The organism is Kitasatospora sp. NPDC002040 (assembly GCF_040296785.1).
Classification (GTDB): domain Bacteria; phylum Actinomycetota; class Actinomycetes; order Streptomycetales; family Streptomycetaceae; genus Kitasatospora.
The window spans coordinates 237,896-262,350 of the sequence record NZ_JBEOXV010000002.1 but is presented as its reverse complement, the minus strand read 5'-3'; the positions used below and the strand labels follow the sequence as shown (position 1 = coordinate 262,350).

16 protein-coding genes are annotated in these 24,455 nt (G+C 72.5%); 7 read left to right on the top strand and 9 right to left on the bottom strand.

Features of this window, described 5'->3' with window-relative positions; genetic code table 11:
• Window positions 1–5: 5 nt before the first annotated feature.
• Window positions 6–1,298, bottom strand: coding sequence for an ABC transporter substrate-binding protein (locus ABT118_RS06590; RefSeq protein WP_350645381.1), 1,293 nt, complete (start codon window positions 1,296–1,298; stop codon window positions 6–8).
• A 457-nt stretch (window positions 1,299–1,755) separates the two neighbouring features.
• Between ABT118_RS06590 and ABT118_RS06585 the strand changes: the two genes are divergently transcribed.
• The 4 genes from ABT118_RS06585 to ABT118_RS06565 all read left to right on the top strand — a co-directional run bounded on the left by ABT118_RS06585 (window position 1,756) and on the right by ABT118_RS06565 (window position 8,341).
• The gene (locus ABT118_RS06585) at window positions 1,756–5,109 is read left to right on the top strand and encodes a discoidin domain-containing protein (protein ID WP_502884512.1); all 3,354 of its coding nucleotides are present in this window, start codon (window positions 1,756–1,758) and stop codon (window positions 5,107–5,109) included.
• Between the two features lie 88 nt (window positions 5,110–5,197).
• Window positions 5,198–6,589, top strand: a complete 1,392-nt coding sequence (locus tag ABT118_RS32720; protein ID WP_502884490.1) for a DUF1996 domain-containing protein — start codon at window positions 5,198–5,200, stop codon at window positions 6,587–6,589.
• Between the two features lie 77 nt (window positions 6,590–6,666).
• A complete protein-coding gene (locus tag ABT118_RS06570) occupies window positions 6,667–7,224 on the top strand; it encodes a hypothetical protein (RefSeq protein WP_350645377.1) in 558 nt (185 codons plus the stop codon).
• A 55-nt stretch (window positions 7,225–7,279) separates the two neighbouring features.
• Entirely contained in the window at window positions 7,280–8,341 is a 1,062-nt protein-coding gene (locus ABT118_RS06565) for a LacI family DNA-binding transcriptional regulator (protein ID WP_350645376.1), read from the top strand.
• Window positions 8,342–8,450: 109 nt separating this feature from the next.
• Here the strand turns inward: ABT118_RS06565 and ABT118_RS06560 are convergent, their stop codons facing one another.
• The 4 genes from ABT118_RS06560 to bioB all read right to left on the bottom strand — a co-directional run bounded on the left by ABT118_RS06560 (window position 8,451) and on the right by bioB (window position 15,013).
• The gene (locus ABT118_RS06560; protein ID WP_350646288.1) at window positions 8,451–11,525 is read right to left on the bottom strand and encodes a class I adenylate-forming enzyme family protein; all 3,075 of its coding nucleotides are present in this window, start codon (window positions 11,523–11,525) and stop codon (window positions 8,451–8,453) included.
• A gap of 230 nt (window positions 11,526–11,755) precedes the next feature.
• Window positions 11,756–12,478: a dethiobiotin synthase gene (bioD, locus tag ABT118_RS06555; RefSeq protein ID WP_350645374.1), complete on the bottom strand. Its 723-nt coding sequence runs from the start codon at window positions 12,476–12,478 to the stop codon at window positions 11,756–11,758.
• Entirely contained in the window at window positions 12,475–13,761 is a 1,287-nt protein-coding gene (locus ABT118_RS06550; RefSeq protein ID WP_350645372.1) for an adenosylmethionine--8-amino-7-oxononanoate transaminase, read from the bottom strand. Before ABT118_RS06550 ends, bioD begins: the two co-directional genes overlap by 4 nt.
• 13 nt (window positions 13,762–13,774) lie before the next feature.
• Window positions 13,775–15,013: a biotin synthase BioB gene (bioB, locus tag ABT118_RS06545; RefSeq protein ID WP_350645371.1), complete on the bottom strand. Its 1,239-nt coding sequence runs from the start codon at window positions 15,011–15,013 to the stop codon at window positions 13,775–13,777.
• A 155-nt stretch (window positions 15,014–15,168) separates the two neighbouring features.
• On the opposite strand from bioB, the gene ABT118_RS06540 reads away from it, so the two are divergent.
• Complete coding sequence (locus ABT118_RS06540) at window positions 15,169–15,888, top strand: hypothetical protein (protein ID WP_350645369.1); 720 nt, start codon at window positions 15,169–15,171, stop codon at window positions 15,886–15,888.
• Between the two features lie 15 nt (window positions 15,889–15,903).
• Here ABT118_RS06540 and ABT118_RS06535 read toward each other — a convergent pair whose 3' ends face one another.
• Both ABT118_RS06535 and ABT118_RS06530 read right to left on the bottom strand, forming a co-directional pair.
• A complete protein-coding gene (locus ABT118_RS06535) occupies window positions 15,904–18,081 on the bottom strand; it encodes a pectate lyase-like domain-containing protein (RefSeq protein WP_502884489.1) in 2,178 nt (725 codons plus the stop codon).
• Window positions 18,082–18,120: 39 nt separating this feature from the next.
• Window positions 18,121–20,010, bottom strand: a complete 1,890-nt coding sequence (locus tag ABT118_RS06530; RefSeq protein WP_350645367.1) for a glycoside hydrolase family 3 protein — start codon at window positions 20,008–20,010, stop codon at window positions 18,121–18,123.
• A 166-nt stretch (window positions 20,011–20,176) separates the two neighbouring features.
• Here ABT118_RS06530 and ABT118_RS06525 point away from each other — a divergent pair, with 166 nt between their 5' ends.
• Together ABT118_RS06525 and ABT118_RS06520 are read left to right on the top strand one after the other, a co-directional pair.
• Entirely contained in the window at window positions 20,177–20,788 is a 612-nt protein-coding gene (locus tag ABT118_RS06525; protein ID WP_350645366.1) for a TetR family transcriptional regulator, read from the top strand.
• Window positions 20,789–20,890: 102 nt separating this feature from the next.
• The gene (locus ABT118_RS06520; RefSeq protein ID WP_350645364.1) at window positions 20,891–22,108 is read left to right on the top strand and encodes a C40 family peptidase; all 1,218 of its coding nucleotides are present in this window, start codon (window positions 20,891–20,893) and stop codon (window positions 22,106–22,108) included.
• Between the two features lie 90 nt (window positions 22,109–22,198).
• Here the strand turns inward: ABT118_RS06520 and ABT118_RS06515 are convergent, their stop codons facing one another.
• Both ABT118_RS06515 and ABT118_RS06510 read right to left on the bottom strand, forming a co-directional pair.
• The gene (locus ABT118_RS06515) at window positions 22,199–22,975 is read right to left on the bottom strand and encodes a hypothetical protein (protein ID WP_350645363.1); all 777 of its coding nucleotides are present in this window, start codon (window positions 22,973–22,975) and stop codon (window positions 22,199–22,201) included.
• A gap of 219 nt (window positions 22,976–23,194) precedes the next feature.
• The gene (locus ABT118_RS06510; RefSeq protein WP_350645362.1) at window positions 23,195–24,304 is read right to left on the bottom strand and encodes a glycerol dehydrogenase; all 1,110 of its coding nucleotides are present in this window, start codon (window positions 24,302–24,304) and stop codon (window positions 23,195–23,197) included.
• Between the last annotated feature and the right edge of the window lie 151 nt (window positions 24,305–24,455).

Genomic DNA, 24,455 nt, shown 5'->3' with positions numbered 1-24,455 from the left:
CGGGGTCAGCCGGTGATGTTGGCGATGTCGGCGAGGGCCTTCTTCCAGGCCCCGGCGGCATCGGCCTTGCCCTGCTCGACCGAGGTCAGCGCGTTGCCCAGGGCGGTGCCGATCTCGGCGCCGTGGGCGCCCAGCGGCTGCGGCTTCAGGTCCTTGGCGGACTGCGAGAAGATCTTGCCGGTGGGTGCGCCGTTGAACAGCGGGTCGGTGTGGCCGGCCACCTCGGGCTTGGTCCAGAGCGCCTGGTCGGAGGGGAAGTAGCCCTTCTCGGTGAACAGCCAGGACTCCTGCTCCGGCGCGGTCAGCCACTTGGCCAGCTCGACCGCGGCGGTGGCGTGCTTGCTCTGCTTGGGCACGGTCAGGTACGAGCCGCCCCAGTTGCCGCCGCCGCCGGGAATCCGGGCCAGGTCCCACTTCCCGCCGTCGGCGGGCGGGTTGGCCTTGAACTGGTAGCTCATCCAGGCCGGGCAGGCGACGGTGGCGAACTGGCTCTGCTGGAAGCCGGTGTCCCAGGCGGGGGTGAAGGCCTGGATGCCGGCCGACTGGCCGTCCTTGACGGCGGCGGCGACCGAGTCGAAGGCGGCCTTGACGGCCGGGTTGCTCTCCACCACGGTCTTGCCGGACTCGTCGTAGAAGCCGACCGGGGCCTGCGCGATCACCGCGCTGAACAGGTTGCCCGCGCTGTCGAACCAACGGACGTTCTTGTTCGGGCTGTTGGCGAGGAACTGCTTGCCCGCAGCGGAGTAGGCGGGCCAGTCGGCCACCAGCGCGGAGACCTGGTCGCGGTCGGTGGGCAGCCCGGCCGCCTTGAACAGGTCGGTCCGGTAGCAGAGCGCCATGCCGCCCATGTCGGTGCCGAGGCCGAACAGCGCGGAGCCGTCCTGGCTGGAGGCGGGCGCGGTCTTGGACGGCACCCACTGGTTCCGGTCCACGCCCTTGGTCAGGAAGTCGACGAACTTGTCGGCCTGCGGCTTGAAGCCGGCCACCTGGCCGATCTCGATGCCCTCGATGTCGGCGGCGCCGGACCCGGCCAGCAGGTGGGCCCGGAGGTTCTGGTGGTGGGCGCCCAGGTCGGCCCGGTTCTCCTTGATGGTGATGTTCGGGTGCAGGTCCTGGTAGCGCTTGTACAGGTCCGCGTACCCGAAGTCGGAGAACAGGTTCACGGTCAGGGTGATCTTGGCGTTGGGGTCCTCCGCCGCCGGACCGCCGCTGCTGGAGCAGGCGGTGGCGAGCAGCGGCAGGGTGAGCGCGGCGGCGAGGGCGGACAGGCGCCGGGTTCTGTTGGTGCTGGTGCGCATGGGTGCTGGTCTCCTGGGTGACGGCCGGGCGGGGCACGGCGGGGGAGCGGATGCGTCGGCCGGGGCACGGGGCGGGTCGGACCGGGATCATCTGGGAGAGCGCTCTCCCATGGAGCTGGAGCCTGGCCCGGGGTGCGGGAGAAGTCAAGAGGCCGGGCTGAACTCGGTGTCAGTGACCGGGTCTGCCAGGGTGCTTGACACAACGGAAACACCCGCGCAACCATCTCAACGCCAGGAGAGCGCTCTCCCAGAGCGGACATCCGGTCCACCCCTGCCGTCGCCCGGCCACCCCCACGGAGCCGGCGGCAGGCGAAGGTCCGGTTGCCCCCCTTCCGCACTGCTCACCTTGGAGAGTCACGCCATGCTCAACTCCACTGTCCATCAGGCCACTTCGCCACCCCTGCGGTGGCGCTCGGTGGCCGGCCCGGTCGCGCTGGCGCTGGTCGCCGCGCTGCTGATGCTGTTCCCGATCACGGCGGCCCAGGCCGCGCCCGCACTGCTCTCCCAGGGCAAGGCGGTGACCGCCTCCTCGGAGGAGAACTACGGCACCGCGGCCGCCAACGCGGTGGACGGCAACGCCGGTACCCGCTGGTCGAGTTCGAACTCCGACCCGCAGTGGATCCAGGTCGACCTGGGTGCGACGGCCGCCGTCAGCCAGGTGGTGCTGCAGTGGGAGTCGGCGTACGGGAAGGCGTACCAGATCCAGCTGTCCACGGACGGTGCGACCTGGACCACCGCGTACTCCACCACCACCGGTGCCGGTGGCACCGAGACGATTCCGGTGTCCGGCAACGCGCGGTACGTGCGGCTGAACGGCACGGCCCGCGGCACGGGGTACGGCTACTCGCTCTGGGAGTTCCAGGTCTTCGGCACGGCCGGGGGCGGCGGCGGGGGCGGCAGCTGCGGGACGGCGAACGCGGCGCAGGGCAAGGCGGTGACGGCCTCCTCGGAGGAGAACTACGGCACCGCGGCCGCCAACGCGGTGGACGGCAACGCCGGTACCCGCTGGTCGAGTTCGAACGCCGACCCGCAGTGGATCCAGGTCGACCTGGGCTCGGCCCAGCCGGTCTGCCAGGTGGTGCTGCAGTGGGAGTCGGCGTACGGGAAGGCGTACCAGATCCAGCTGTCCACGGACGGTACGACCTGGACCACCGCGTACTCCACCACCACCGGTGCCGGTGGCACCGAGACGCTCGCGGTGTCCGGCAGCGCGCGGTACGTGCGGTTGAACGGCACCGTGCGCGGCACGGGGTACGGCTACTCGCTCTGGGAGTTCCAGGTCCGCACCGGCACCGGCGGCAGCACGCCGCCCACCACGCCGCCGCCGACCACCCCGCCGCCCGGGAACTGGACCACGCTGTGGAACGAGGACTTCTCCGGCGCCGCGGGCACCGGCCCCTCGGCCGCGGACTGGACCGTCCAGACCGGCACCAACTACCCCGGCGGCCCGGCCAACTGGGGCACCGGTGAGGTGCAGACCAACACCAACGCCCCGGCCAACGTCTCGCTCGACGGCAGCGGCAACCTCAACCTGACCGCGCTGAAGAACGGCACCGCCTGGACCTCCGGCCGGATCGAGAGCCGCCGCTCCGACTTCACCGCCCCGGCCGGCGGGCAGCTGCAGATCTCCACCACCGTCAAGCAGCCCAACCCGGCCAAGGGGCAGGGCTACTGGCCCTCGTTCCGGCTGATGGGCGCGGCCAACCGGGACGGCTTCACCTCCTGGCCCGGCTCGGGCGAGATCGACGTGCTGGAGAACGTGAACGGCCGGAGCCAGCTCTCCGCCACCCTGCACTGCGGCACCGCCCCCGGCGGCAACTGCAACGAGTACAACGGGATGACCAGCGGCCTGGCGAGCTGCACCGGCTGCCAGACCGGCTACCACACCTACTCCGCGATCATCGACCGCAGCGTCACCGACGAGGAGATCCGCTGGTACCTGGACGGCCGGCAGGTCTGGCGGGTCAAGGAGTCCCAGGTCGGCGTGGCCACCTGGCAGAAGGCCGTCCAGCACGGCTTCTACCTGGTCTTCAACCTCGGCATCGGCGGCGGTTACCCGAACGCGGTCTGCGGCTGCACCTCGCCGGGCGCCGACACCTCCTCCGGCGGCGCGCTCAGCATCGACAAGGTGACCGTCTCGCAGACCACCGGCACCACCCCGGCCCCGATGACCGACCCGGCGGTGCCGACCGGCGCCTCGGTGGTCAAGGTGACGGGCGGTCAGGGCAACTGGCAGCTCACCGTGAACGGCGCCCCCTACACCGTCAAGGGCATCACCTGGGGCCCGGCGAACAGCGCCATCGACGCCTACATCCGCGACCTCAAGTCGATGGGCGTCAACACCCTGCGCACCTGGGGCACCGACGCGGGCAGCAAGCCGCTGCTCGACACCGCCGCCGCGCACGGGATCAGGGTGGTGAACGGCTTCTGGCTCAACCAGGGCGCCGACTACGTCAACGACACCGCCTACAAGAGCACCACGCTGGACCAGATCAAGCAGTGGGTGACCACCTACAAGAGCCACCCGGGCGTGCTGATGTGGAACGTCGGCAACGAGGTGCTGCTGACCACCCAGGACCACACCTACAACGGCACCACGGTCGAGCAGCAGCGGATCGCCTACGCCAAGTACGTGGAGGAGATCACCAAGGCGATCCACGCGATCGACACCGACCACCCGGTCACCTCGACCGACGCCTGGACCGGCGCGTGGAAGTACTACAAGGACTACACGCCCAGCCTGGACCTGCTCGCGGTGAACTCCTACGGCTCGGTCTGCAACGTCAAGTCGGACTGGATCGCCGGGGGTTACACCAAGCCGTACATCATCACCGAGTCCGGCGAGGCCGGTGAGTGGGAGGTCCCGAACGACGCCAACGGCGTGCCCACCGAGCCGAGCGACATCACCAAGCGCGACGCCTACCTGGCCAACTGGGCCTGCATCAGCGGCCACACCGGGGTCTCGCTCGGCGCGACGGTGTTCCACTACGGCACCGAGAACGACTTCGGCGGGGTCTGGTACAACACCGTGCCCAGCGGCTGGAAGCGGCTCAGCTACTACTCGGTGGCGAGCGGCTACGGCGGCAACCCGGGCAGCAACCGCCCGCCGGTGATCTCGGACATGTCGCTCAGCAACACCGCGACCGTCCCGGCCGGCGGCACCTTCACCATCGCCGCCAACGCCACCGACCCGGACGGCGACCTGATCCGGTACCAGCTGCTGTACTGCGCCAAGTACCTGAACGGCGGCACCGGCTTCCAGCAGGTGGACTTCACCCAGACCGCCGACGGCCGGTTCACCGTGACCGCGCCCAAGACCCTGGGCGTCTGGAAGGTCTACGTCTACGCCTACGACGGCCACGGCAACGTCGGCATCGAGACCAAGTCGTTCAAGGTGGTCGCCCCGCCGGTGAGCGGCACCAACGTCGCACTGGGGAAGCCGACCACGGCCTCCACCTACCAGGCGGTCGGCAACGGCGCCCCCTACCTGCCCTCGTACGCCACCGACGCCAACTGGGGCACTCGGTGGGCCAGTGAGTGGGCCGACAACCAGTGGCTCCAGGTCGACCTGGGCCAGGTGACCAGCCTGCGGCACGTGCAGCTGGGCTGGGAGGCCGCCTACGGCAAGGCGTACCAGGTGCAGAGCTCGAACGACGGCAGCACCTGGACCACGCTCTGGTCGACCGCCAACGGCAGCGGCGGCGTGGACGACTTCGACGTCACCGGCTCCGGCCGCTACGTGCGGCTGAACATCACCCAGCGGGGCACCGCGTACGGCAACTCGCTCTACGAGTTCGCCGTCTACTCCTGACCCCCGAGGGCCAACGAACTCCCGGGGCCGGTCCTCGACTCCGGCCCCGGGCGATCCCCCACCCATCCCGTTTGACCTGGAGGGTCAGATGAGAACCAGACACCACTCCCGAGGCCGGCCACGCCGGAGCGCGCTGCTCGCCTCGTTCGCCATCCTGCTCTCGCTGCTCGGCCTGGGCGGCGTGACCCAGCAGGCGACCGCGGCGGACAGCCTGATCTCGCAGTCCCGGCCGGTCGTCGCCTCCTCGATCGAGACCACCGCCACGCCGGCGGGCGCGGTCGTCGACGGCGACAACAGCACCCGCTGGGCCAGTAGTTGGAGCGACCCGCAGTGGATCAGGATCGATCTGGGCGGCAACGCCTCGATCAGCCGGGTCGAGCTGCTCTGGGAGGCCGCGTACGCCAGCGCCTACCAGCTCCAGGTGTCCCCGGACGCGGTGAACTGGACCACGGTCCAGTCGACCGCGAACGCCACCGGCGGCAGCCAGAGCATCAACCTGGCGGCCACCGGCCGGTACATCCGGCTGTACGCCACCGCCCGGGCCACCGGGTACGGCTACTCGCTGTACGAGTTCAAGGTGTTCGGCTCGGTCCAACTCGGCACCACCGGCTACGTGCTGGCGAACCCGCAGGTGACCGGGGTGACCCCGTCCACCAAGGTGCCGCCGAACACGTACTTCCACGAGTTCCAGGCCAACTGCTCGGTGACCAGGAACCTGCCGGACGACCCGATCGTCTACCCGGGCCAGGCCGGTGCCTCGCACATGCACACCTTCCTGGGCAGCACCGTGACCGACGCCAACTCCACCCTGGCCTCGCTGCAGGCGGGCAACACCTCCTGCGTGGCGCCGGGTGACAAGTCGGGCTACTGGATGCCGACCATGTACAACGGCAGCACCCCGGTGATGCCGACCGGTCCGCAGGTCATCTACTACAAGACCGGGGTGATCGACTACACCAGCGTCCGGCCGTTCCCGCCGGGCCTGCGGTTCGTGGTGGGCAGCCCCACCGCCACCGCGACCGAGTTCGCCACCAACGCGGGCTACGTGGCCGGGTGGGAGTGCGGGGACAGCTACCGCAACATCGACCTGCCGGTCAGCTGCCCGGCCGGAACCCAGATCAACCTGCGCTACCAGGCGCCGAGTTGCTGGAACGGCCTGTACCTGGACACGCCGGACCACAAGAGCCACATGGCCTACCCGATCAACGGGATCTGCCCGACCTCGCACCCGGTCGCGCTGCCGATGATCGAGTTCAAGATGGCCTTCCCGGCCGGCAGCGGTGACCTCAGCCAGCTGCACCTGTCGAGCGGACGGGGCTTCTCCTTCCACTACGACTTCTTCAACGCCTGGGACGCGCCCACGCTGGCGGCCCTGGTGAACCACTGCGTCATCGGTGGCCTCCAGTGCGACGCACGCGGCTACGACGAGACCCAGCCCGGCCGGGGTGCCGCGCTCAACGCGGAGTACCGCCTGCCCTGACCGACCCGCGCCGCGCCGGTGACCGCCTCCTGCGGCCACCGGTGCGGCATCGTCCGTACTTTCCAAGGGAGTTGCAGATGAAGAGCTGGCGCAGCGGTGCCCGGGGTCTGGGCCTGGTCCTGTTGCTGGCGGTGAGCGGGTGCGCCGGTGCGGAGGCGGCTCCGCCACCGGTGTCGCCATCGCCCGCGCGGGCGGCGGCGCCCGCCAAGGGCCCGTCCGACGAGGCCAGACTGGTCTGCACCGGGCGCACCGCCGAGCACATCTCCGGCGCGCTCGGGGTGGCGGCGCGCAGCCCGCTCCAGCCGAGCTGGAGCGAGGACGTCTACGCCTGCGACTACGCCTACCCCGACGGCTCGACCATGCGGCTGAGCGTCAAGGACCTGGCGGACGCCGGCGCGACCACCGCCTACTTCGAGGCGAAGCGGGCCGTGGCGGGCCCGGTCACGGTACTGGAGGGGATGGGGGAGGGCGCGTTCGAGCGCGCGGACGGCTCGGTGGTGGTGCGCAAGGACAACACCGTGCTGGTGGTCGACGTCTCCGCGCTCGCGGCCACCCTGGGCACCCCGCCGCGCCCGCGGGCCAACGTCGCGCGGACCGTCGCGACCACCGTGCTGATCTGTTGGGTGGAGTACTGACTTGAGTTCCGGGAGAGCTGGGAGAGCGCTCTCTCAGCGTGCTATAAACGACCCCATGAGCAGAGCCCTACCCTCGGCGGCCGATCGGAAGACGGCCACCCTGGAGGACGTCGCCCGGGTCGCGGGCGTCTCCCGCGCCACCGTCTCCCGGGTCATCAACGGCGTCCGCAACGTCGACCCCGAGCTCCAGCAGACGGTCCGGGACGCGGTCGCCGCCACCGGGTACGTACCCAACGGCGCCGCCCGCTCCCTGGTCACCGGGCGGGCCGGCGCGGTCGCCCTGGTGGTCTCCGGCACCGGCGCCGCGGTGGGGGACGAGGAGTCGACCCGCAGTCAGGTCTTCACCGACCCGTTCTTCGGCCGGGTGGTGAGCGGAGTGTTCAGCGCGCTGCGGCCGCTCGGTGTGCACCCCGTGCTGATGCTCGCCGACGACCCCGCCGCCCGCGAACAGGTGCTCTCCTACCTCCGGCAGGGCAACGCCGACGGCGCCCTGGTGGTCTCCACCCACGCCGAGGACCCGCTGCCCGCCCTGCTGCTGGCGGCCGGGCTGCCCGCCGTCCTGTTCGGCCGCCCCGACGAGCCGCTGCCGCTCAGCTGCGTGGACGTGGCCAACCGGGACGGCGGTCGGCTCGCCGCCGACCACCTGGCCGGCCGGGGCAGCCTGCTGCCGGTCACCATCGCGGGCCCGGCCGAGGTCCCGGCCGGACGGGACCGGCTGGCCGGCTTCCGGGAGGCGATGGCCCGGCGCGGCCACCCGTACGTGCCCTCCGCCGAGGGCAACTTCACCCAGGCGGGCGGCGAGGCCGCGATGACCCGCCTGCTGGCCGAACACCCGTCGCTGGACGGGGTGTTCGCGGCCAACGACCTGATGGCCAGGGGCGCGCTCTCGGTGCTCGCCGACCACGGCCGCCGGGTCCCCGAGGACGTCGCGGTGGTCGGCTTCGACGACAGCAGCGCGGCCACCGTCGGCCGGCCCCAGCTCACCACGGTCCGCCAGCCGGTCGAGGAGATGGCGGCCGAGATGACCCGGATCCTGTTCGCCCACCTGGCCGAGCCCGCCGCCAGACCCACCTCGGTCCTGTTCGAGCCGACCCTGGTGCTCCGCGCCTCGGCCTGAGCCCGAGCCGCACCCGCTCGGCCCGGACTGCTCCGGGGGGACGGTCCGGGCCGAGGACGGGTGGTGGTCGGGCGTCGCCCAGGAGCCGGATACCCCGAAGGCCCGTCCGTCAGCGGCAGGCATCCGCCAGGGCGGTGGTGAACTGCTTCGCCAGATCCGCGATCACCGACAGGTCGAAGGCCAGCGCGTTGTACTGCAGCCAGCAGCGCAGGCTGCCGTCGGGCTGCTCCACCACGGTCAGCTCCGGCACACCCCGGTCCCCGCCGGGCAGCGGCCAGGGGACCGTACTCCCGCGCGGCAGCTCCCAGGGGCCGCAGGACAGACCCGGCAGCTGCGCGGGCGCCGCCCACGCCTCGTACCGGAGCCAGGCCGCGAACGGCACGGACGGGCTGAACTCGGCGAACGGGTAGAGCTGGTGGTCCAGTGCTTCGCTGTAGACCGTCCGCAGGCGGTCCACCAGCTCGGCGAAACCGGGCCCCCCGCCGACGTCCACCCGGAGCAGCACCGACTGGACGAAGCAGCCCACGGTCCGCTCGGCGTCCGGGCGCGGGCGCCCGGGTACCGGGGTCATCACCACCAGGTCGGGCGAACCGCTGCGCGCTGCCAGCAGCCCGGTCCAGGCTGCCGTGACCGCCAGGAAGGGCGTCGCGCCCAGCTCGGACGCCCGGGCCCGGAGAGCTCCGGCCAGTTCGGCGTCCACCTCGAACTCGTGGGCCTGGGTCAGCACTTCGGCGACCTCGCGGCGGCCGGCGAACCGCTCGACGGCCTCCGGCGCTCCGGCGAGGGCTGCCCCGAAGTGGGCCCGGGAGACCGGCCAGTGCGCGTTCGCCCAGTCCACCAGTTCCTGGTAGCCGGCGCCCGAGCGGACCGGCGGGGCGGTCCGGCCGCGCCGCAGGGCCGAGTAGAGCACCCCGAGGTCGGCCAGCAGGACACCCACCGACCAGCCGTCCGAGACCATGTGATGCATCGCCACCAGGACCACGTGGTCGGTCTCCGACCGGCTCACCACCAGCAGGCGCGCCATCGGGTCCGCGGCGAGGTCGGTGAGGCGGTCCCGCTCGGCCAGCAGCAGGGCGTCCACCTCCGCGTCGGTGGCCCCGGGTGCCTCGGTCAGGGTGATCCGCACCCGGGGCTCCTGGTCCAGCACGGCCCGTACGACACCGTCACCGACCGGCTCGAACCTGGTGCGCAGCGCCGGGTGGCGCCGGACCGCCTCGGTGAGCGCCTCGCCGAGGGTGCGCGGCTCCAGCCGGTCGGTGACCCGGAACAGCGCCGTCACGGCACCGGCGTCCCGGCCGGGGGCCTCGGCCATCCAGCGGAAGAAGTTCTCCTGCTGGGAGGTGAGGGCGATGGCGTGCGGCTGGGCCCGGAGCGCGGTCAGGTAGGGCGTCACCGTCCCGTCCCCCGCCGATGCTCCGTCAGGGCCGGTCCGCTGCCGTCCGGTGCCGTCGATCCAGGCGGCCTGGGCCCGCAGCGAGGGCCGCTCGAAGATCACGGCAGTACCGGCCCTGATCCCGAACTCGGTGCCGATGCCGGTGGCGAGCTGGACGGCCCGGAAGGAGTCGCCCCCGAGTGCGAAGAACTCGGCGGCGACATCGACGACCGGACGGCCGAGCAGCCGCCGCCAGAGCTCGGCCAGCCGGACCTCGGTGGCGGAGGCCGGCGCCAGCACCGGACCGGCCGCCGCGGCCGGGGCGTCGAACAGCGGACGGAGCCGGTGCTTGACCACCTTGCCGGTCGGGTTCCTGGGCAGGTCGTCGGCGAGCAGGATCCGCACCGGGAGCTCGGGCCGGCTCAGCCGGGAGCTCAGGAACAGCCGAAGGTCGTCCAGGTCGAGGCCGCCGGCCCCGGCCACCACGACCGCCACCGGGACGGCACCCATCACGGGGTGCGGCAGGCCCAGCACGGCGGCGTCGGCCACGGCGGGGTGCTCGTGCAGGACCTCCTCGATCCGCAGGGTGGAGACCTTCAGCGCGCCGCTCTTGATGACGTCGCTCTCGCGGTCGACCAGGTACAGGTAGCCCTCGGCGTCGAGCCGGCCGAGGTCCCCCATCCGTACCCAACCGTCGCGGAACACCTGGGAGTTCGGTCCCTCGGCGCCGAGGTATCCGCGCGGCGGCCCGGGCTGGCGCAGCCAGACCTCACCGATCTCGCCGACGGGCAGCGGTGCCCCGTCCGGGTCGAGGACCCGGAGGTCGCCGGGGTCCGCCGGACGTCCCAGCGAGCCGGGGCGGCGGGTGTCCACCACGGTCGAGATCTGGGCCGGCGAGGCCTCGGCGGAGGTGTAGGTGTTGACCAGCATCGCCGTCGGCAGGGCGGCGGCGAGCGCGGTGGCCACCGGTACGGGCAGCGCGGCCGCCGAGGAGTTGACCAGGAGCAGGCTGCTGAGGTCGTACCGCCCGGCGGTGCCCGCGTTGACCAGCTCGATCGCCATCGAGGGCACCAGGAAGGCCGTGCCGACCCCGAACTTCTCGACCGCGGACCCGAACTGGTCCGCGTCGAAGCGCGGCAGGCTGAGCGTGGCGGGTGCGGCGGTCAGCGCGTTGAGCAGCATCACCTGGCCCGCGTTGGTGCCGATCGGGAAGGCGTGCAGCGCGTACCGGGAGTGCGCGTACGCGCGGCGGCGGGGGTTGGTGGCCAGCCCGGCGGTGAGGTTCCCGTGCGCGGCCAGCACCCCCTTGGGCGCCCCCGTGGTGCCGGAGGTCCCGATCACCTGCGCCGGATCGTCGGGGCCCACCCGGTGCGGCGGTTCGGACACCGGTTCGGGGTGCGCCGCCAGCAGGTCCTCCAGGCGGAGGTCCACCAGCCCTGCCAGGGCGGGAAGTTCACTCTCGCGCAGGACCGCGGTGGCGTCGGCGAGGGCGGCCAGCGCCGCCGCGTCCCCTTCGGACAGGTCCTCGCGCACCGGCACCGGCACCCCGCCCGCGTACTGGACGGCGAGGAAGGCGACGGCGTAGCGCTCCCAGCGCGCGTTGGAGAAGCGCAGCACCACGCGGTCGCCCGGCCCGATCCCGGCTGCGGCCAGGCCGGTGGCGGCTCGCAGGGATTCCTGCTGCCACTGGCGGTAGCTGAGTTCACCGCCACCGAGGACCTGCAGCGCCACCCGGTCCGGGTGTTCGGCGGCCCGCGCGTCGAGGAGCGCGGGGACGGTCGTCGCGGTGGATGGAACGGTGGTGGCAGTGATGGCGTTCTCCGGTGCGATTCGGTGGAGACCCCGGCGGCCGACAGCGAATCCCGGGACCCCACAGCGGGACTGACGGCCCATCGAGGTGGCGATCCCGTCGCATTGGTCTGTACCAATGGGGCGGTCCCGGGGAGGCTACCGCTCCCTGCTGCCCACAACAAGCACGAGTCCAGCTGGTGAACCTGCACCGCAGGAGACGGTCCGCCGGCCGGCCGGCAGCGGACGGGGGGTCAGGCCGGGTGGGCGGCGGTGAAGGCGGTGGCGTCCCAGGTGCCGCCGAGGGGTGGGGCGAGGGCGGCGGAGGCCAGGGCGGGGAAGTCGGGGGAGTGCGGGGCGCCGTGCGGGAGTGCGCCGAGCAGGGGGGCGGCGGCGGCGCGGGGGAGGTCGGAGAGGTTGCAGCGCATGGCGAGGTCGGGGTCGGCGGGCCAGCTGCCGATCACCACGCCGAGGGTGTCCAGGCCGCGCAGCCGCAGCGCCTCGGCGGTCAGCGCGGTGGAGTTGAGGGTGCCGAGCCCGGCGGTGGCGACCAGCAGGAAGCGGACCGGCAGGCCCAGGGCGGCGGTGGCGAGGGCCTGGTCGGCCAGGGTGTGGCCGTCCTCGTCGTAGCGGACCAGCAGTCCGCCCGCGCCCTCCACCAGGACCAGCTCGTGCCCGGCCGCCAGTTCGGCGACCGCCTCGGCCGTGTGCTGCGGCCGCAGGGTGGGCAGCCCGGACCGCCGGGCGGCGGTGTCGGGGGCCAACGGCTCGGGGTAGCGCGCCAGTTCGCGGGTGGTGACGTGCGGGCCGGCCAGTCGGGCGACCTCGTCGGCGTCCCCGGCCTCGGTCGGGGTGACGCCGGTCTGACCCGGCTTCAGGACCGCGACGGAGCGGGCGAGCGCGGCGACGGCGGCCGTGACGGCGGTCTTGCCGACCTCGGTGCCGGTGCCGGTGACGAACAGGACGGTGGCGCTCATCCGGCCACCGCCGCAGCGGTCACGGCGGCGGTGATCCGGGCCAGGTCGTCGTCGTCGGTGACGAACGGCGGCATGGTGTAGATCAGATCGCGGAACGGCCGGATCCAGACGCCCTCGCGGGCGGCGGCCTCGGTCGCGGCCCGGACGTCGACGGGGTGGTCGAGCTGGACCACGCCGATCGCGCCCAGCACCCGGACGTCGGCGATGCCGGGGAGCTCGGCCGCGCCGGCCAGGCCCTCGGTCAGGCCGGTCTCGATCCGCTTCACCCCGGTCCGCCAGTCCTGGGACAGCAGCAGGTCGATCGAGGCGTTGGCGACGGCGGCGGCCAGCGGGTTGCCCATGAAGGTCGGCCCGTGCGCCAGCACCGGCATCTCGCCCTGGCTGATGCCGTCGGCGACCCGGGGGGTGCACAGGGTGGCGGCCATGGTGAGGTAGCCGCCGGTCAGTGCCTTGCCCAGGCAGAGCACGTCGGGCGAGACGCCCGCGTGGTCGGCGGCGAAGAGTTCGCCGGTCCGGCCGAAGCCGGTGGCGATCTCGTCGAAGATCAGCAGGACGCCGTGCCGGTCGCAGAGCTCGCGCAGCAGGCGCAGGTAGCCGGGGGAGTGGAAGCGCATCCCGCCCGCGCCCTGCACCACCGGCTCGACGATCACGGCGGCCAGTTCGTCCGCGTGGCCGGCGATCAGCGCGGCCAGCTCGTCCGCGTACGCGGGGTCCGGCTCGGCGTCGAAGCCGGCCGGGGGCTCGCCCGCGAACAGCTGACGGGGCAGCACCCCGGCCCAGAGGTGGTGCATCCCGCCGTCGGGGTCGCAGACCGACATCGGGCTGAAGGTGTCGCCGTGGTAGCCGCCGCGCCAGGTGAGCAGCCGGTGCTTACCCGGCCGACCGAGCGACTGCCAGTACTGCAGGCACATCTTGACCGCGACCTCGACCGCGACCGAGCCCGAGTCCGCGAGGAACACGTGCCGGAGCGGTTCCGGGGTGAGCTCCACCAGCTTGGCCGCCAGCCGGACGGCGGGCTCATGGGTGAGCCCGCCGAACATCACGTGGCTCATCCGGCCGAGCTGGTCGGTGACCGCCGCGTCCAGCACCGGGTGCCGGTAGCCGTGGATGGCGGCCCACCAGGAGGACATCCCGTCGATCAGCTCCCGGTGCCCGGCGACCGGCTCGGCGAGCCGGAGCCGGACCCCGGAGGCGGACTCGACCAGGTACGGGGTCGAGGTGCCGGGCATCGGTGCGTACGGGTGCCAGACGTGGGCCCGGTCGAGGTCGAGGATGGTGCTCATGGTGCGTCAGTTCCTAGGCGTTCGGGGCCAGTTCGGTACCCGCGCCGCGGCGGCGGACCCGGACCAGGTCGGACCGCAGCTCGTCGTTCTCGCCCGAGGCCGAGGCCGAGGCCGAGACCGGGACGGCGGAGCCGCAGGGGCCGCAGCCGCCGGTGCCGCAGGCGTGGGCCCCGTCCCCGGCGTCGCTGTCGGCGTGGCTGCCGCAACCGCCGCCGGAGCTGCCGCAGCCGCCGCCGAGGCCGGCCTCCGAGCGGTGCCGGGGCAGGGTCGGCTCACCCGCGCCCTCCACCTCGAAGCCCGCGTCCGCGATCATGTCGAGGTCGGTCTGCCCGGCCTGGCCCTCGCTGGTGAGGTAGTCGCCGAGGAAGATCGAGTTGGCGATGTGCAGGCCGAGCGGCTGCATCGAGCGCAGGTGCACCTCGCGGCCGCCGGCGATCCGCACCTCGACGTCGGGGTTGACGAACCGGACCATGGCCAGGATGCGCAGGCAGCGCTGCGGGGTGAGGTTCCACTCCTTGGCCAGCGGGGTGCCCTCGAACGGGATCAGGAAGTTGACCGGCACCGAGTCGGAGCCGATCTCGCGCAGCGCGAACACCACGTCGACCAGGTCCTCGTCGCTCTCGCCCATGCCCGCGATCAGGCCGGAGCAGGCGGAGAGCCCGGCGCCGTGCGCCTTGGTGACGGTGTCCACCCGGTCCGCGTAGGTGTGGGTGGTGGTGATGTCGCCGTAGGTGGCTTCCGAGGTGTTCAGGTTGTGGTTGTAGGCGTCGGCACCCGCCGCCTTCAGCCGCTCGGCCTGGTTGTCGGAGAGCAGGCCCAGGCAGGCGCAGACCTCGACCGCCTCGTTGGCGTCCTTGATGGCGGCGATGGTGTCGGCGACCCGGTCGATGTCACGGTCCGTCGGACCGCGTCCGCTGGCGACCAGGCAGACCCGCTTCGCGCCGCCCGCGAGACCGGCGGCGGCGGCCTCGGCGGCCTGCTCCGGCTTGAGCCAGGTGTACTTGAGGATCTCGGCCTTGGACCCGAGGCGCTGGGAGCAGTAGTTGCAGTCCTCGGGGCAGAGGCCGCTCTTCAGGTTCACCAGGTAGTTGAGCTTGACCCGGCGGCCGAACCACTGGCGGCGCACCCGCCCGGCGGCGGCGACCACGTCCATCAACTCGTCATCGGTGGTGGCGAGTACGGCCAGGGCCTCCTCGCGGGTGGGTGTTTCCCGGCGCAGGCCCTTGGCGGTGAGGGTGTCAAGCAGATCCATGGCTTCGATCCTGCCCGGGGGACCTCGCGTCGCGCCAGAGGGAACCAGCCAGAAGATCCCTCCGAAGGTGTGCGGGTTGTCACAGTGCCCCCGTGCGGGCGAAAGGCACGGCCCCGCGGACCGGCCGGTCGGATCATCCGCTTAGAATCTGCGCCATGACCACGCAGGGGGAACGCCACACCCATCGCGCCCACGGCAGTCGGCGCCGGACGATCGCCCTCTGTGCCGCGGGCGCGGTCGCGATAGCCGTCGGCGTCGTGGTGACCGAGACCGGCGACTGGCTGGAGGGCGCGGGGCGCACCACGGCCGAGTCGATGAACCTGCAGAACGTCGACGCGGTGCCGCCCTCCACCCCGCTGTCGGAGGAGGACTTCTTCGTCGCCGAGCGGTACTTCCCGCAGGCCAGGCCGCTGGAGCACGAGGCCTTCAAGGCCCGGCGCACCGTCGGGCTGCAGGGCCGGGCCTGTGTCGAGACGCTGGCCGACCGGACCAAGGACGTGCTGCACGAGAGCGGCTGCGAGGGCTACGTGGTGGTCGGCTACGCCCGCGAGGACGCGCAGGTGGTCAGCAGCGTGACGGTGCTTCGGTTCGCCGACGGTGCGGCGGCCGAGCGGGCCCGGCAGGTGATCGCGCAGAACCCCGCCGTGGTCGCGTTCGCCACGGCCGAGACGGGTGTCACCCCGTCCCCCGCCGGCTCGCCCTCGCCGAACGCGGCCAAGCCGGTCAGCACGGCCCAGGTGGACGTGGTCGGCCACTACCTGACCGTCACCTCCTCGCGCTTCGCCGATCTGCGGCCGGCCGCCACCGACAACGCGCTGGACGTGGCGACCCGGGCGGTGGCCTTCACCGCCCGGGCGCCGTTCATGTGGATCTGATGTCCCTTCCGGGGACTACGGGTAGCTGACCAGGTTGGCCACGTTGCTGCCCGAGTTGGACGGTCCGCCGGTGCCGTTGACGACGTGGCTGATGGTCCCGGTGCCGCCGAGCGAGACGGTCACCATGTCGTGGAACCGGACCCCGCTGCGGTTCGGCACCTCGAACGCGTGCTCGGCCACCACGCCCGGGTTGACGTTGAAGTAGCAGTAGCTGCCCAGCCCCCAGGCCTCGTGCGTGGTCACCGAGTCCGCCACCTTGTAGGCGGCGTAGCCCTTGGTGGAGCCGTTCATCCAGGCGGCCTGGTTCGGCGGGTCGTAGGGCATCTCGTTCTGGTAGAAGTACGTCCGCCCGCCGTTGCCGTTCCAGATCACCTGGTGCTGCTGGAAGTGCTCGACGAACAGGCCGTACATGGTGACGTCGGTGCCGTTGACCACCAGGCCGGTGGCGGCGGTGTTGCTGGTCCAGCCGACGCCGCTGCCGTGGTCGGCGCGCCAGATCCACATGTGGTCGCCGATCACGTCGGAGCTGTTCACCACCAGGCTCTGGGTGGCCCGGCCGACCCCGGCGCCGCCGATCCGGAAGAACACGTCGTGCAGCGAGGTCGGGTCGGCGGTGTGCCGGGCGGCCGAACCGGCCGGGCCGATCTGCATCAGCACCGGGGAGTTGACCGGGCCGGCGTCGATCAGCAGGCCGGCGATCTTCACGCCGTCCACGTCGGCCACCGTCATCGCGGTGATGCCGTTGTCCGGGACCAGGGTGGCCAGGCCGAGCCCGAGCACCACGGTGTCGGCCCGGGTGACGTTCAGGGTCTGGTCCAGGTGGTAGACGCCCGGGGTGAAGAGCAGGTGCCTGCCCTGGCCGAGCGCGGCGTTGATCTGGGCCGCGGTGGCACCCGGCCTGACCACGAAGAACTGGTCGATCGGGATCGAGGCGCCCGCCGGGTGGCCCGAACTCCAGCTGGTGCCGCTGGAGTTGCTGCGCAGCGCGGGCACGAAGACCTGGTACGCACCGGCCGCGTCCACGTACAGGAAGGGCTTCTCCCGGACCACCGGGGTCTGGCCGACGGTGGTGTAGGGCGGGCTCGGGAAGGTGTTGGCCGGGGCGTTGACGTCGCCGACGAAGACCATGTTCCAGTTGGAGCCGGTCCAGCTGCCCCACTGCGAGTTGCGGGACAGCCACTGCTGCTGGGAGCCGGAGCGGACCTGGCCGTCGACCTTGGAGTCGGCCATCAGGCCGCCGCTGGACCAGCCGCCGTCGTCCAGCTGGAGGTTGCCCCGGACGTGCATCCGGCGGTAGGGCGCGGCCTGCGAGACGGCCCAGCGGTCGGTGCCCGAGGACGGGGTGACCGAGAGGTTCTCGGCCGAGCGCCAGAAGTTCTGGGTCGCGTTGCCCTGGAACCAGTCCGCCTCGGCGTGCACCCCGCCGTTGATGGTGACCGCGTCGGGCGACAGGCCGAGCCCGGCCACCTGGGTGTAGAAGCCCACGTTGGCATCGACGTTGTAGCTGCCGGGCTTGAACAGCAGGGCCTGGCGCTGGCTGCCGAACTGGTTGGTCTCCTGCTGCTGGAAGACCGCGTTCAGCTTCGACTGGATCGTCGCGGCGGGCATCGAGGGGTCGAAGACGGTGACGTTCGGCCCGAGGTCGGGGTTGCCCGGGGTGACCGGGGTGCCGAGGGTGAAGGACTGCGCGGTGGTGCCGTTGCAGGCGTACTGCTGGAGCACCACGGCGTCGGCGGTGGAGGCGGCCGGTACGTCCAGGCACTTGCCGCTGTTGCGGTTGACGAAGTGGTAGCCGCCACCGGCCTCCTCGACCGGCAGCCACTGCTGGTTGGCGCCGCCGCCGTACGCCCAGAGCTGGAGCTTGGCGCTGTCGGCGGTGGAGACCCCGGTCACGTCGATCACCTTGGTGGCGTCGTTCAGGTTGGCGATCCGGACGTAGCCGGAGTCGGTCGGCTGGAGCTGCCACTGCTGGGCGGTGGTGCCGTTGCAGGAGTACTGCTGGACGGCGGTGCCGTTGGCGGTGGCCGCGGCCGCGGCGTCCACGCAGCGGCCGCTGTTGCGGTTGACCAGCGTGGTCCAGCCGGTGGGGACGGCGGCCTGGGCGGGGCCGGGGGCGGTGACGGCCAGGGCGGCCGGCGCCAGTAGCGTGGCTGCGGTCAACAGGCGGATGCCGTAGCGGGGTTGGCGTCTCACGGGGTGCGCTCCCGAGGTGGGGGGATCAGTGGCGGGGAATCAGTGGCGGGTGGTCAGGCCGAAGCCGTACCGGAACAGGGGGTCGTAGTCGCGGTCGCCGATGTTGATCGGCTCCTGGGCCTCGCTGCGCGGCCAGCTCACCGGGAGCTTCCCGCTGAAGGCGCGCTCGCCGAACAGCACGTCGGCCACGCCGGCCCCCTCGCTGCCGGGCAGCCAGGACATCACCAGGGCGTCCAGCTTCGGCAGTTGGTCGGTGACGATCTGCGGCCGCCCGGCCACGTCCAGCACCACGCAGGTGGCGATGGCGGCGCAGACCCGGTCGATGTTGGCCCGGTCGGCGGCGGAGAGCTCCAGGGTGCGGCCGTTGTTGCCGACGTCGCCGACGCCCTCGGCGTACGGGGTCTCGCCGACCACCACCACGCCGACGTCGTACCCGGCGGTGGGGGCGGAGGCGTCCAGGCTGTAGGCGGCGTCCGGGGCGTACTGGCGGATGCCCTCCAGCAGGGTGGTGGCGGGGATGGTGTCGCCGGAGGCGCCCTGCCAGGTGACCGTCCAACCACCGGCCTGGTTACCGGGGTTGTCGGCGTTGGCGCCGGCCACGTAGATCTTCTGGCCGCGCCCGAGCGGGAGTGCCCCGTGGTCGTTCTTCAGCAGCACCTGCGACTTGGCCACCGCCTCCCTGGCCACCGCGCGGTGCTCGGCCGAGCCGATCGTGCCCGCGTACCTGCGGTCGGTGAACGGGTGCTCGAACAGGCCGAGTTGGAACTTGGCCCGGAGGACGCGGCGGACCGCGTCGTCGATCCGGGCGGTGCTCACCTGCCCGCTCGCCACCTCGGCGAGCAGCGCCTGCTCGAACCGGTCCGCGCTGTACGGGACCATGAACATGTCCAGCCCCGCGTTGACCGCCGTGCGCACCTGGGTGGCGTAGTCGCCCGGGAGCTGGTTGATCGCGTCCCAGTCGCTGATCAGGAAGCCGTCGAAGCCGATCTTCTGCTTGAGCACCTCGGTCAGCAGCTCGTGGTGCGCGCTCATCTTCACCGGGTTGCCGACGCCGTCCTCGGTCCAGTCCACGCTGGAGTAGGACGGCATGATGCTGCCGACCCGGTGCTCCCGCACCGCCGCGACGTAGGGGGCCAGGTCGATCCGGCGGAACCGCTCGCGGGAGGTGATGGTCACGCCCTGGTCCAGCTTGTAGCTGCCGGCGGCGGAGCCGTAGGTGGTGTCGCCGTCGCCCGCGAAGTGCTTGGCGGAGGCCAGCACCCGGTCGGGGCGGTCGAGTTGGCTCGCGTTCCGGCCCTGGAAGCCGTCGATCGCGGTCTCCAGCCGGGTGACCAGGTCCGGGTCCTCGCCGAAGCTCTCGTAGGTGCGGCCCCAGCGGTCGTCCCTGGCCACGCAGACGCAGGGGGCGAACACCCACTGCGGGCCGGTGGCGCGGGTCTCGGTCGCGGTGATGTGGGCGGCCTCGCGGACCAGGTCCGGGTCGCGGGTGGCGCCGAGGGCGATGTTGTGCGGGAAGACGGTGGCGCCGACCAGGTTGCCGTGGCCGTGCACCGAGTCCACCCCGTAGAGCAGCGGGATGCGCAGCCGGGTGGCCAGGGCACGGGCCTGGTAGCCGTCGACCATGTCGGCCCAGGCGGCCGGGGTGTTGGGGGTGGGGGTGGAGCCGCCGCCGGAGAGCAGTGAGCCGAGCTTGAGGTCGGTGATCCTGGCCGGGTCGCCGTCGACCGCGTTGCGCTCGGCCTGGGTCATCTGGCCGATCTTCTCGGGCAGCGTCATCCGGGCCAGCAGGTCGTCCACCCGTCGCTCCACCGGTCGGCGGGCGTCCAGGTAGGGCGCGGTGGCGGCCGCTGACGGGGCGACGGAGAGGGTGCCGGCGGCGACGGTCACGGCGGTCATCAGGGCGCCGGCGAGCAGGTGGTGCCGTTTCATGCGTGGTCTCCAGTCCTGGGCGGGGTGCCGGAGGTGCGTTGGCAGCAAGCATGAAAGCAGACCTACCGAGTGGTTGGTAAGTAGTTGGCGGCTCTTTATTCAATACTTGAACTTACCCGTGAAGTAATGGGTGGTCAGCGGCCTGACGGCCCGTAGACTCGGCCGGATGAAGAGCACCGAAGGCAGACGGGCCGTCAGATCGGCGGCGGCGGGGCGGCGGACGGAGATCCTCCGGATCGCCATGGAGACCTTCGCGACCCGGGGCTACCACAACGCCTCACTGGCCGAGATCGCCGAGCGGGCGGGGCTGACCCAGGCGGGCGTGCTGCACCACTTCCGGTCCAAGACCGCCCTGTTGAGCGGGGTGCTGGCACTGCGCGACGAGTCCGACATCGAGCGGCTCGGGGTGGAGCGGCCGCGCGGGCTGGCCTTCCTGGACCACCTGGTGGAGACGGCCCGGCAGAACGCCGAGCGGGAGGGGATCGTCCGGCTGTACGCGGTGCTGTCGGCGGAGAGCGTCACCGACGGGCACCCGGCCCAGAGCTACTTCCGCGAGCGGTACCGGGGGCTGCGGGAGATGGTCACCGAGGCGCTGGTGGAGGCGGCCGAACTCGGCGAGCTGCGGGACGGGTTCGACGTCGAGTCGGTCGCGAGCACGATCATCGCGGTGATGGACGGGCTCCAGGTGCAGTGGCTGCTGGAGCCCGCCGCCGTCGACATGGCCGAGGCCACCCGACGCGCCGTCGACGCCCTGCTGGCGACCTTGAAAAGTTGCTGAAAACTCCTGGAAAGCCTCGGTCGCAGGGCTGTTGGAGAGCGAGGGTGCGGTGCTTGAATGGCCGCCATCAACCCCCGCCTGTCAAAAGCCTTGGACGGCCCCATGACTACGCGCGTAAACCCCTTGCCACGATGGCTGATCCGCCCGCTGCGCGGCGCGGCCCTGCTCGCCGTCGCGGCCTCCTTCCTGGTCTTCTTCGCCGGGGTCCAGCCCGCCCGGGCCGCCCCCGCCTGCGGGGTGCTCGCCTCCGGCGCCGCCCCGCAGGCCGCCTCCGCCGTGAACGCCGCCTGCGGCCTGATCGGCACCCCGTACTCCTGGGGCGGCGGCCACGGCGCCCAACCCGGCCTCTCGTACGGGAGTTGTGACGCCTCCAACGGCGCGCCCAACGACTGCCACGTGCGCGGGCTGGACTGCTCCGGCCTGGTCAGGTACGCCTACTACCTGGCGGTCGGCGCCGACGTGATCAACGGGACCACGTACACCCAGTGGCCCTCCTCCCGGGCGGTGGCCCGGTACTACCGCGGCGACGGGACCGCCCCGCTGCTCCCCGGTGACCTGGTGTTCTACGGCGACACGGCGTCGAGCATCCACCACGTGGCCATCTACCTGGGCCAGGGCTACATCGCCGAGGCGCCGTACTCCGGCGGCTACGTCCAGGTGGCGACGCTCTACTCGCACGGCGACTACTACGGCGCGATCCGCCTGTACGGCCCGGGCGGCGGCTCCACCACGCCGCCACCGAGCGGTGGCGGCCAGTACTGGGTGGACACCTTCGCCAACGCCGCCGTCTTCGGTTCGCCGACGAGCACGGCCGCCACCGGGACGCTGTACCAGGGCACGAACTACGTGTTCTGCAAGGCCTGGGGGCGGGAGATCGCGAGCGGGGGTTCGTTCAACCACTGGTGGCTGAAGACGGACCCCGATGTCGGTCCGGGTGGTCAGTGGGTGTCGGCGTTCTACCTGTCGCGCTGGGGCAACGACGTGGCCAAGGACAACAACGGCACCGTCATCCCCGACTGCGCGGGCGGCGGGGCGCCGCCGGCCACCGGCAAGTACTGGGTGGACACCTTCGCCAACGCGTCGGTCTTCTCCTCGCCCACCGATACGGCCGCCACCGGGACGCTGTACCAGGGCACCAACTACGTGTTCTGCAAGGCCTGGGGGCGGCAGATCGCCAGTGGGGGTTCGTTCAACCACTGGTGGCTGAAGACCGACCCGGACGTCGGTCCGGGTGGTCAGTGGGTGTCGGCGTTCTACCTGTCGCGCTGGGGCAACGACGTGGCCAAGGACAACAACGGCACCGTGATCCCCGACTGCTGACGATCCGGCAGCCCGGTTAGCGGCAGTGCCCGGCACCCCGGAGCGACGCTTCGTCAGGGGTGCCGGGCAGCCGTGGTGGTCCGGGCCGGGTCAGGCGCACTTCATGGTGCTGTTGACCAGCGCGACCACGGTGACCTTCTCGCCGCTCACCGTGAACGCGTACTGCCAGCCCGGCTTGCCCTCGACCGGCAGGTCGAACGCGCCGCCGCCCTTGGCCGGCGTCAGGCCCTTGGCCCCGTACGCCTGCTGGAGCTCCGCCACCGTGGAACCGGCACCGATGCCCTCGGCGGTCCGTGCGTCCGCCGGGGCGACCAGCTCACGCAGCCCGTCGACACCGAAGGAGACCCGCCCGGCGGTCGCGAAGGCCGCGTCCTTGGCCTCGCGCGCCGCCATCAGCCGGGTGAGGGCCATCGTCGCGTCCGCGATCGTCTTGGCGTCGGCAGCCGACTTCTTGGCCGCTTCGGCCGCTGCCGCCGCGAACTCGGCGGACTCCTTCGCCGAGGCGCCCGGCCGCAGGGTCGGCAGGGCGGCGGCCGACTGCGCCACCGCGTCCGCCTTGGCGTTGAGCTCCTTTGAGGCGCTCTCGGTGGCGGCCTCGGCCGTCATCCGGGCGGCGTCCGGCGCGGGGCCGCCCTTGTAGGCGAAGTCGGTGCAGCCGTCGAGCAGCGACACCGGTGCCGCCTCCAGCGAGCCGCCCGCCAGCGCGGCGTCCTTGGCCATCCCCGGAGTCAGCCCCCGGTAGCCGGTCGCGGCGAACGGCTTCGGGGCGGCCGTCCCCGTCGCCTTCGAGTCGTCGTCACCGGTGCAGGCCGATACGCCGCCGACCAGCAGAGCCACCGTCAGGCCCGCACCCGCCAGCCGCCGCATTGCAGGAATCTTTCCCAAGTCGATCTCCCCCTTCGTTTCGCAGCACACCGTAACCAGGTCGCGCGGGTGACCTGCACCGCATTTGCGGCCCGCCGGTCGGTCGGTACGCGTCGCATCGTCAACTCGGCTTCCGGTGCCCCTACTTGTCGGCCGGCTTCGAGCAGCCGCCCCGGCAGGTGGTGAGGGAGCTCACATGCGAGCGGCGGTGACCAGGGCGGTTCAGTCGGACGACGGGCCGTGGGCCCGGCCGAGGGCGTCGGCGGCCAGCAGCGCGTCCGCGACCGATCGCACGTCGACCGCGAACGGTTCGTGGTGGATGGTCTCGCCCTCGGCGGTGGCCCGGGCCGCGATCCGCTCGACCAGCTCCCGGTCGGCCCCGGCCAGGCCGAGACCACCGAGCGTGACCGGGAGCCCGACCCGGCGGCAGAACCCGAGCACCTGCTCGATCTCCGCCGCCGGCGCGCCCTCCAGGACGAGTTGGGTCAGCACGCCGAAGGCCACCTTCTCGCCGTGCAGGTAGGGGTGCGTCTGCGGCACGACGGTCAGACCGTTGTGCACGGCGTGCGCGGCGGCGAGGCCGGAGGACTCGAAGCCGAGCCCGGACAGCAGGGTGTTGGCCTCGATCAGCCGCTCGACCGCCGGGGTGACGACCCCGGCCCGCACCGCGGCCAGCGCCGCTGCGCCGTCGGCGAGCAGGGTGCGGTGGCAGAGCTCGGCCAGGGCGGCGGCCGCAGCGGTCGACCTGCCGCCGCGCATGTTCCGGACACCGCCCGCCACACAGGTGCGGGCCTCGAACCAGGTGGCCAGCGCGTCGCCCATCCCGGCCGCGAACAGGCGGGCCGGCGCCTGCACGATCACGCTGCTGTCGACCAGGACCAGCGCCGGGTTCCGCCGGACCAGCTGGTAGCTCTCGAACTCGCCACCGTCGGAGTACAGGACGGACAGCGCGCTGCACGGTGCGTCGTTGGACGCGGTGGTCGGGCAGCTGACCAGCGGCAGGTCCAGGTCGTCGGCGGCCGCCCGGGCCGCGTCCAGCGCCTTGCCGCCGCCGGCCCCGACGATGGTCCTGGCACCGGCGGCCGTCGCGGCCGCCGCGATCCGGGCGGTCTCGGCCCGGCTGCACTCGCCCCCGAACCGGTGCACCGCGTGGTCGATCCCGGCGCTCCCGAAGGTGGCCCGCCAGACCTCGGTGAGCAGCCGCTCGGCGCTCGGCGCCGCCACCACCAGGGCCGGGCCCGCCAGCCCGAGCCGGGCCAGCTCGGGGCCGAGGGCAGCGGTGGCGTCGCGGCCCTGGACGTAGTGGCCGGGCGAGGAGAAGACGGTCAGCATGGCAGCTCCTGAGGGGTCGGCGGATCGGGACCGGGTACGGTCCGGTTCCATCCTGGGCCTCCGGTGATCAGTACGGGGCCGAACCGTCGGTACGTCGACGGACGTTGACGAAGGATCAGACCGGACGGGGCTGGCCGGCGGGCTGCCGGCG

Bases quoted from the DNA above. Each gene is read 5' to 3' on its own strand.
- bioD (WP_350645374.1), bottom strand. From the start codon at position 12,478: ATGAGCGCCACCGTCCTGTTCGTCACCGGCACCGGCACCGAGGTCGGC.
- ABT118_RS06590 (WP_350645381.1), bottom strand. From the start codon at position 1,298: ATGCGCACCAGCACCAACAGAACCCGGCGCCTGTCCGCCCTCGCCGCC.
- ABT118_RS06510 (WP_350645362.1), bottom strand. From the start codon at position 24,304: ATGCTGACCGTCTTCTCCTCGCCCGGCCACTACGTCCAGGGCCGCGAC.
- ABT118_RS06540 (WP_350645369.1), top strand. From the start codon at position 15,169: ATGACCACGCAGGGGGAACGCCACACCCATCGCGCCCACGGCAGTCGG.
- ABT118_RS06585 (WP_502884512.1), top strand. From the start codon at position 1,756: ATGCTGTTCCCGATCACGGCGGCCCAGGCCGCGCCCGCACTGCTCTCC.
- ABT118_RS06515 (WP_350645363.1), bottom strand. From the start codon at position 22,975: ATGCGGCGGCTGGCGGGTGCGGGCCTGACGGTGGCTCTGCTGGTCGGC.
- ABT118_RS06525 (WP_350645366.1), top strand. From the start codon at position 20,177: ATGAAGAGCACCGAAGGCAGACGGGCCGTCAGATCGGCGGCGGCGGGG.
- ABT118_RS06530 (WP_350645367.1), bottom strand. From the start codon at position 20,010: ATGAAACGGCACCACCTGCTCGCCGGCGCCCTGATGACCGCCGTGACC.
- bioB (WP_350645371.1), bottom strand. From the start codon at position 15,013: ATGGATCTGCTTGACACCCTCACCGCCAAGGGCCTGCGCCGGGAAACA.
- ABT118_RS06565 (WP_350645376.1), top strand. From the start codon at position 7,280: ATGAGCAGAGCCCTACCCTCGGCGGCCGATCGGAAGACGGCCACCCTG.
- ABT118_RS06570 (WP_350645377.1), top strand. From the start codon at position 6,667: ATGAAGAGCTGGCGCAGCGGTGCCCGGGGTCTGGGCCTGGTCCTGTTG.
- ABT118_RS06550 (WP_350645372.1), bottom strand. From the start codon at position 13,761: ATGAGCACCATCCTCGACCTCGACCGGGCCCACGTCTGGCACCCGTAC.
- ABT118_RS32720 (WP_502884490.1), top strand. From the start codon at position 5,198: ATGAGAACCAGACACCACTCCCGAGGCCGGCCACGCCGGAGCGCGCTG.
- ABT118_RS06520 (WP_350645364.1), top strand. From the start codon at position 20,891: ATGACTACGCGCGTAAACCCCTTGCCACGATGGCTGATCCGCCCGCTG.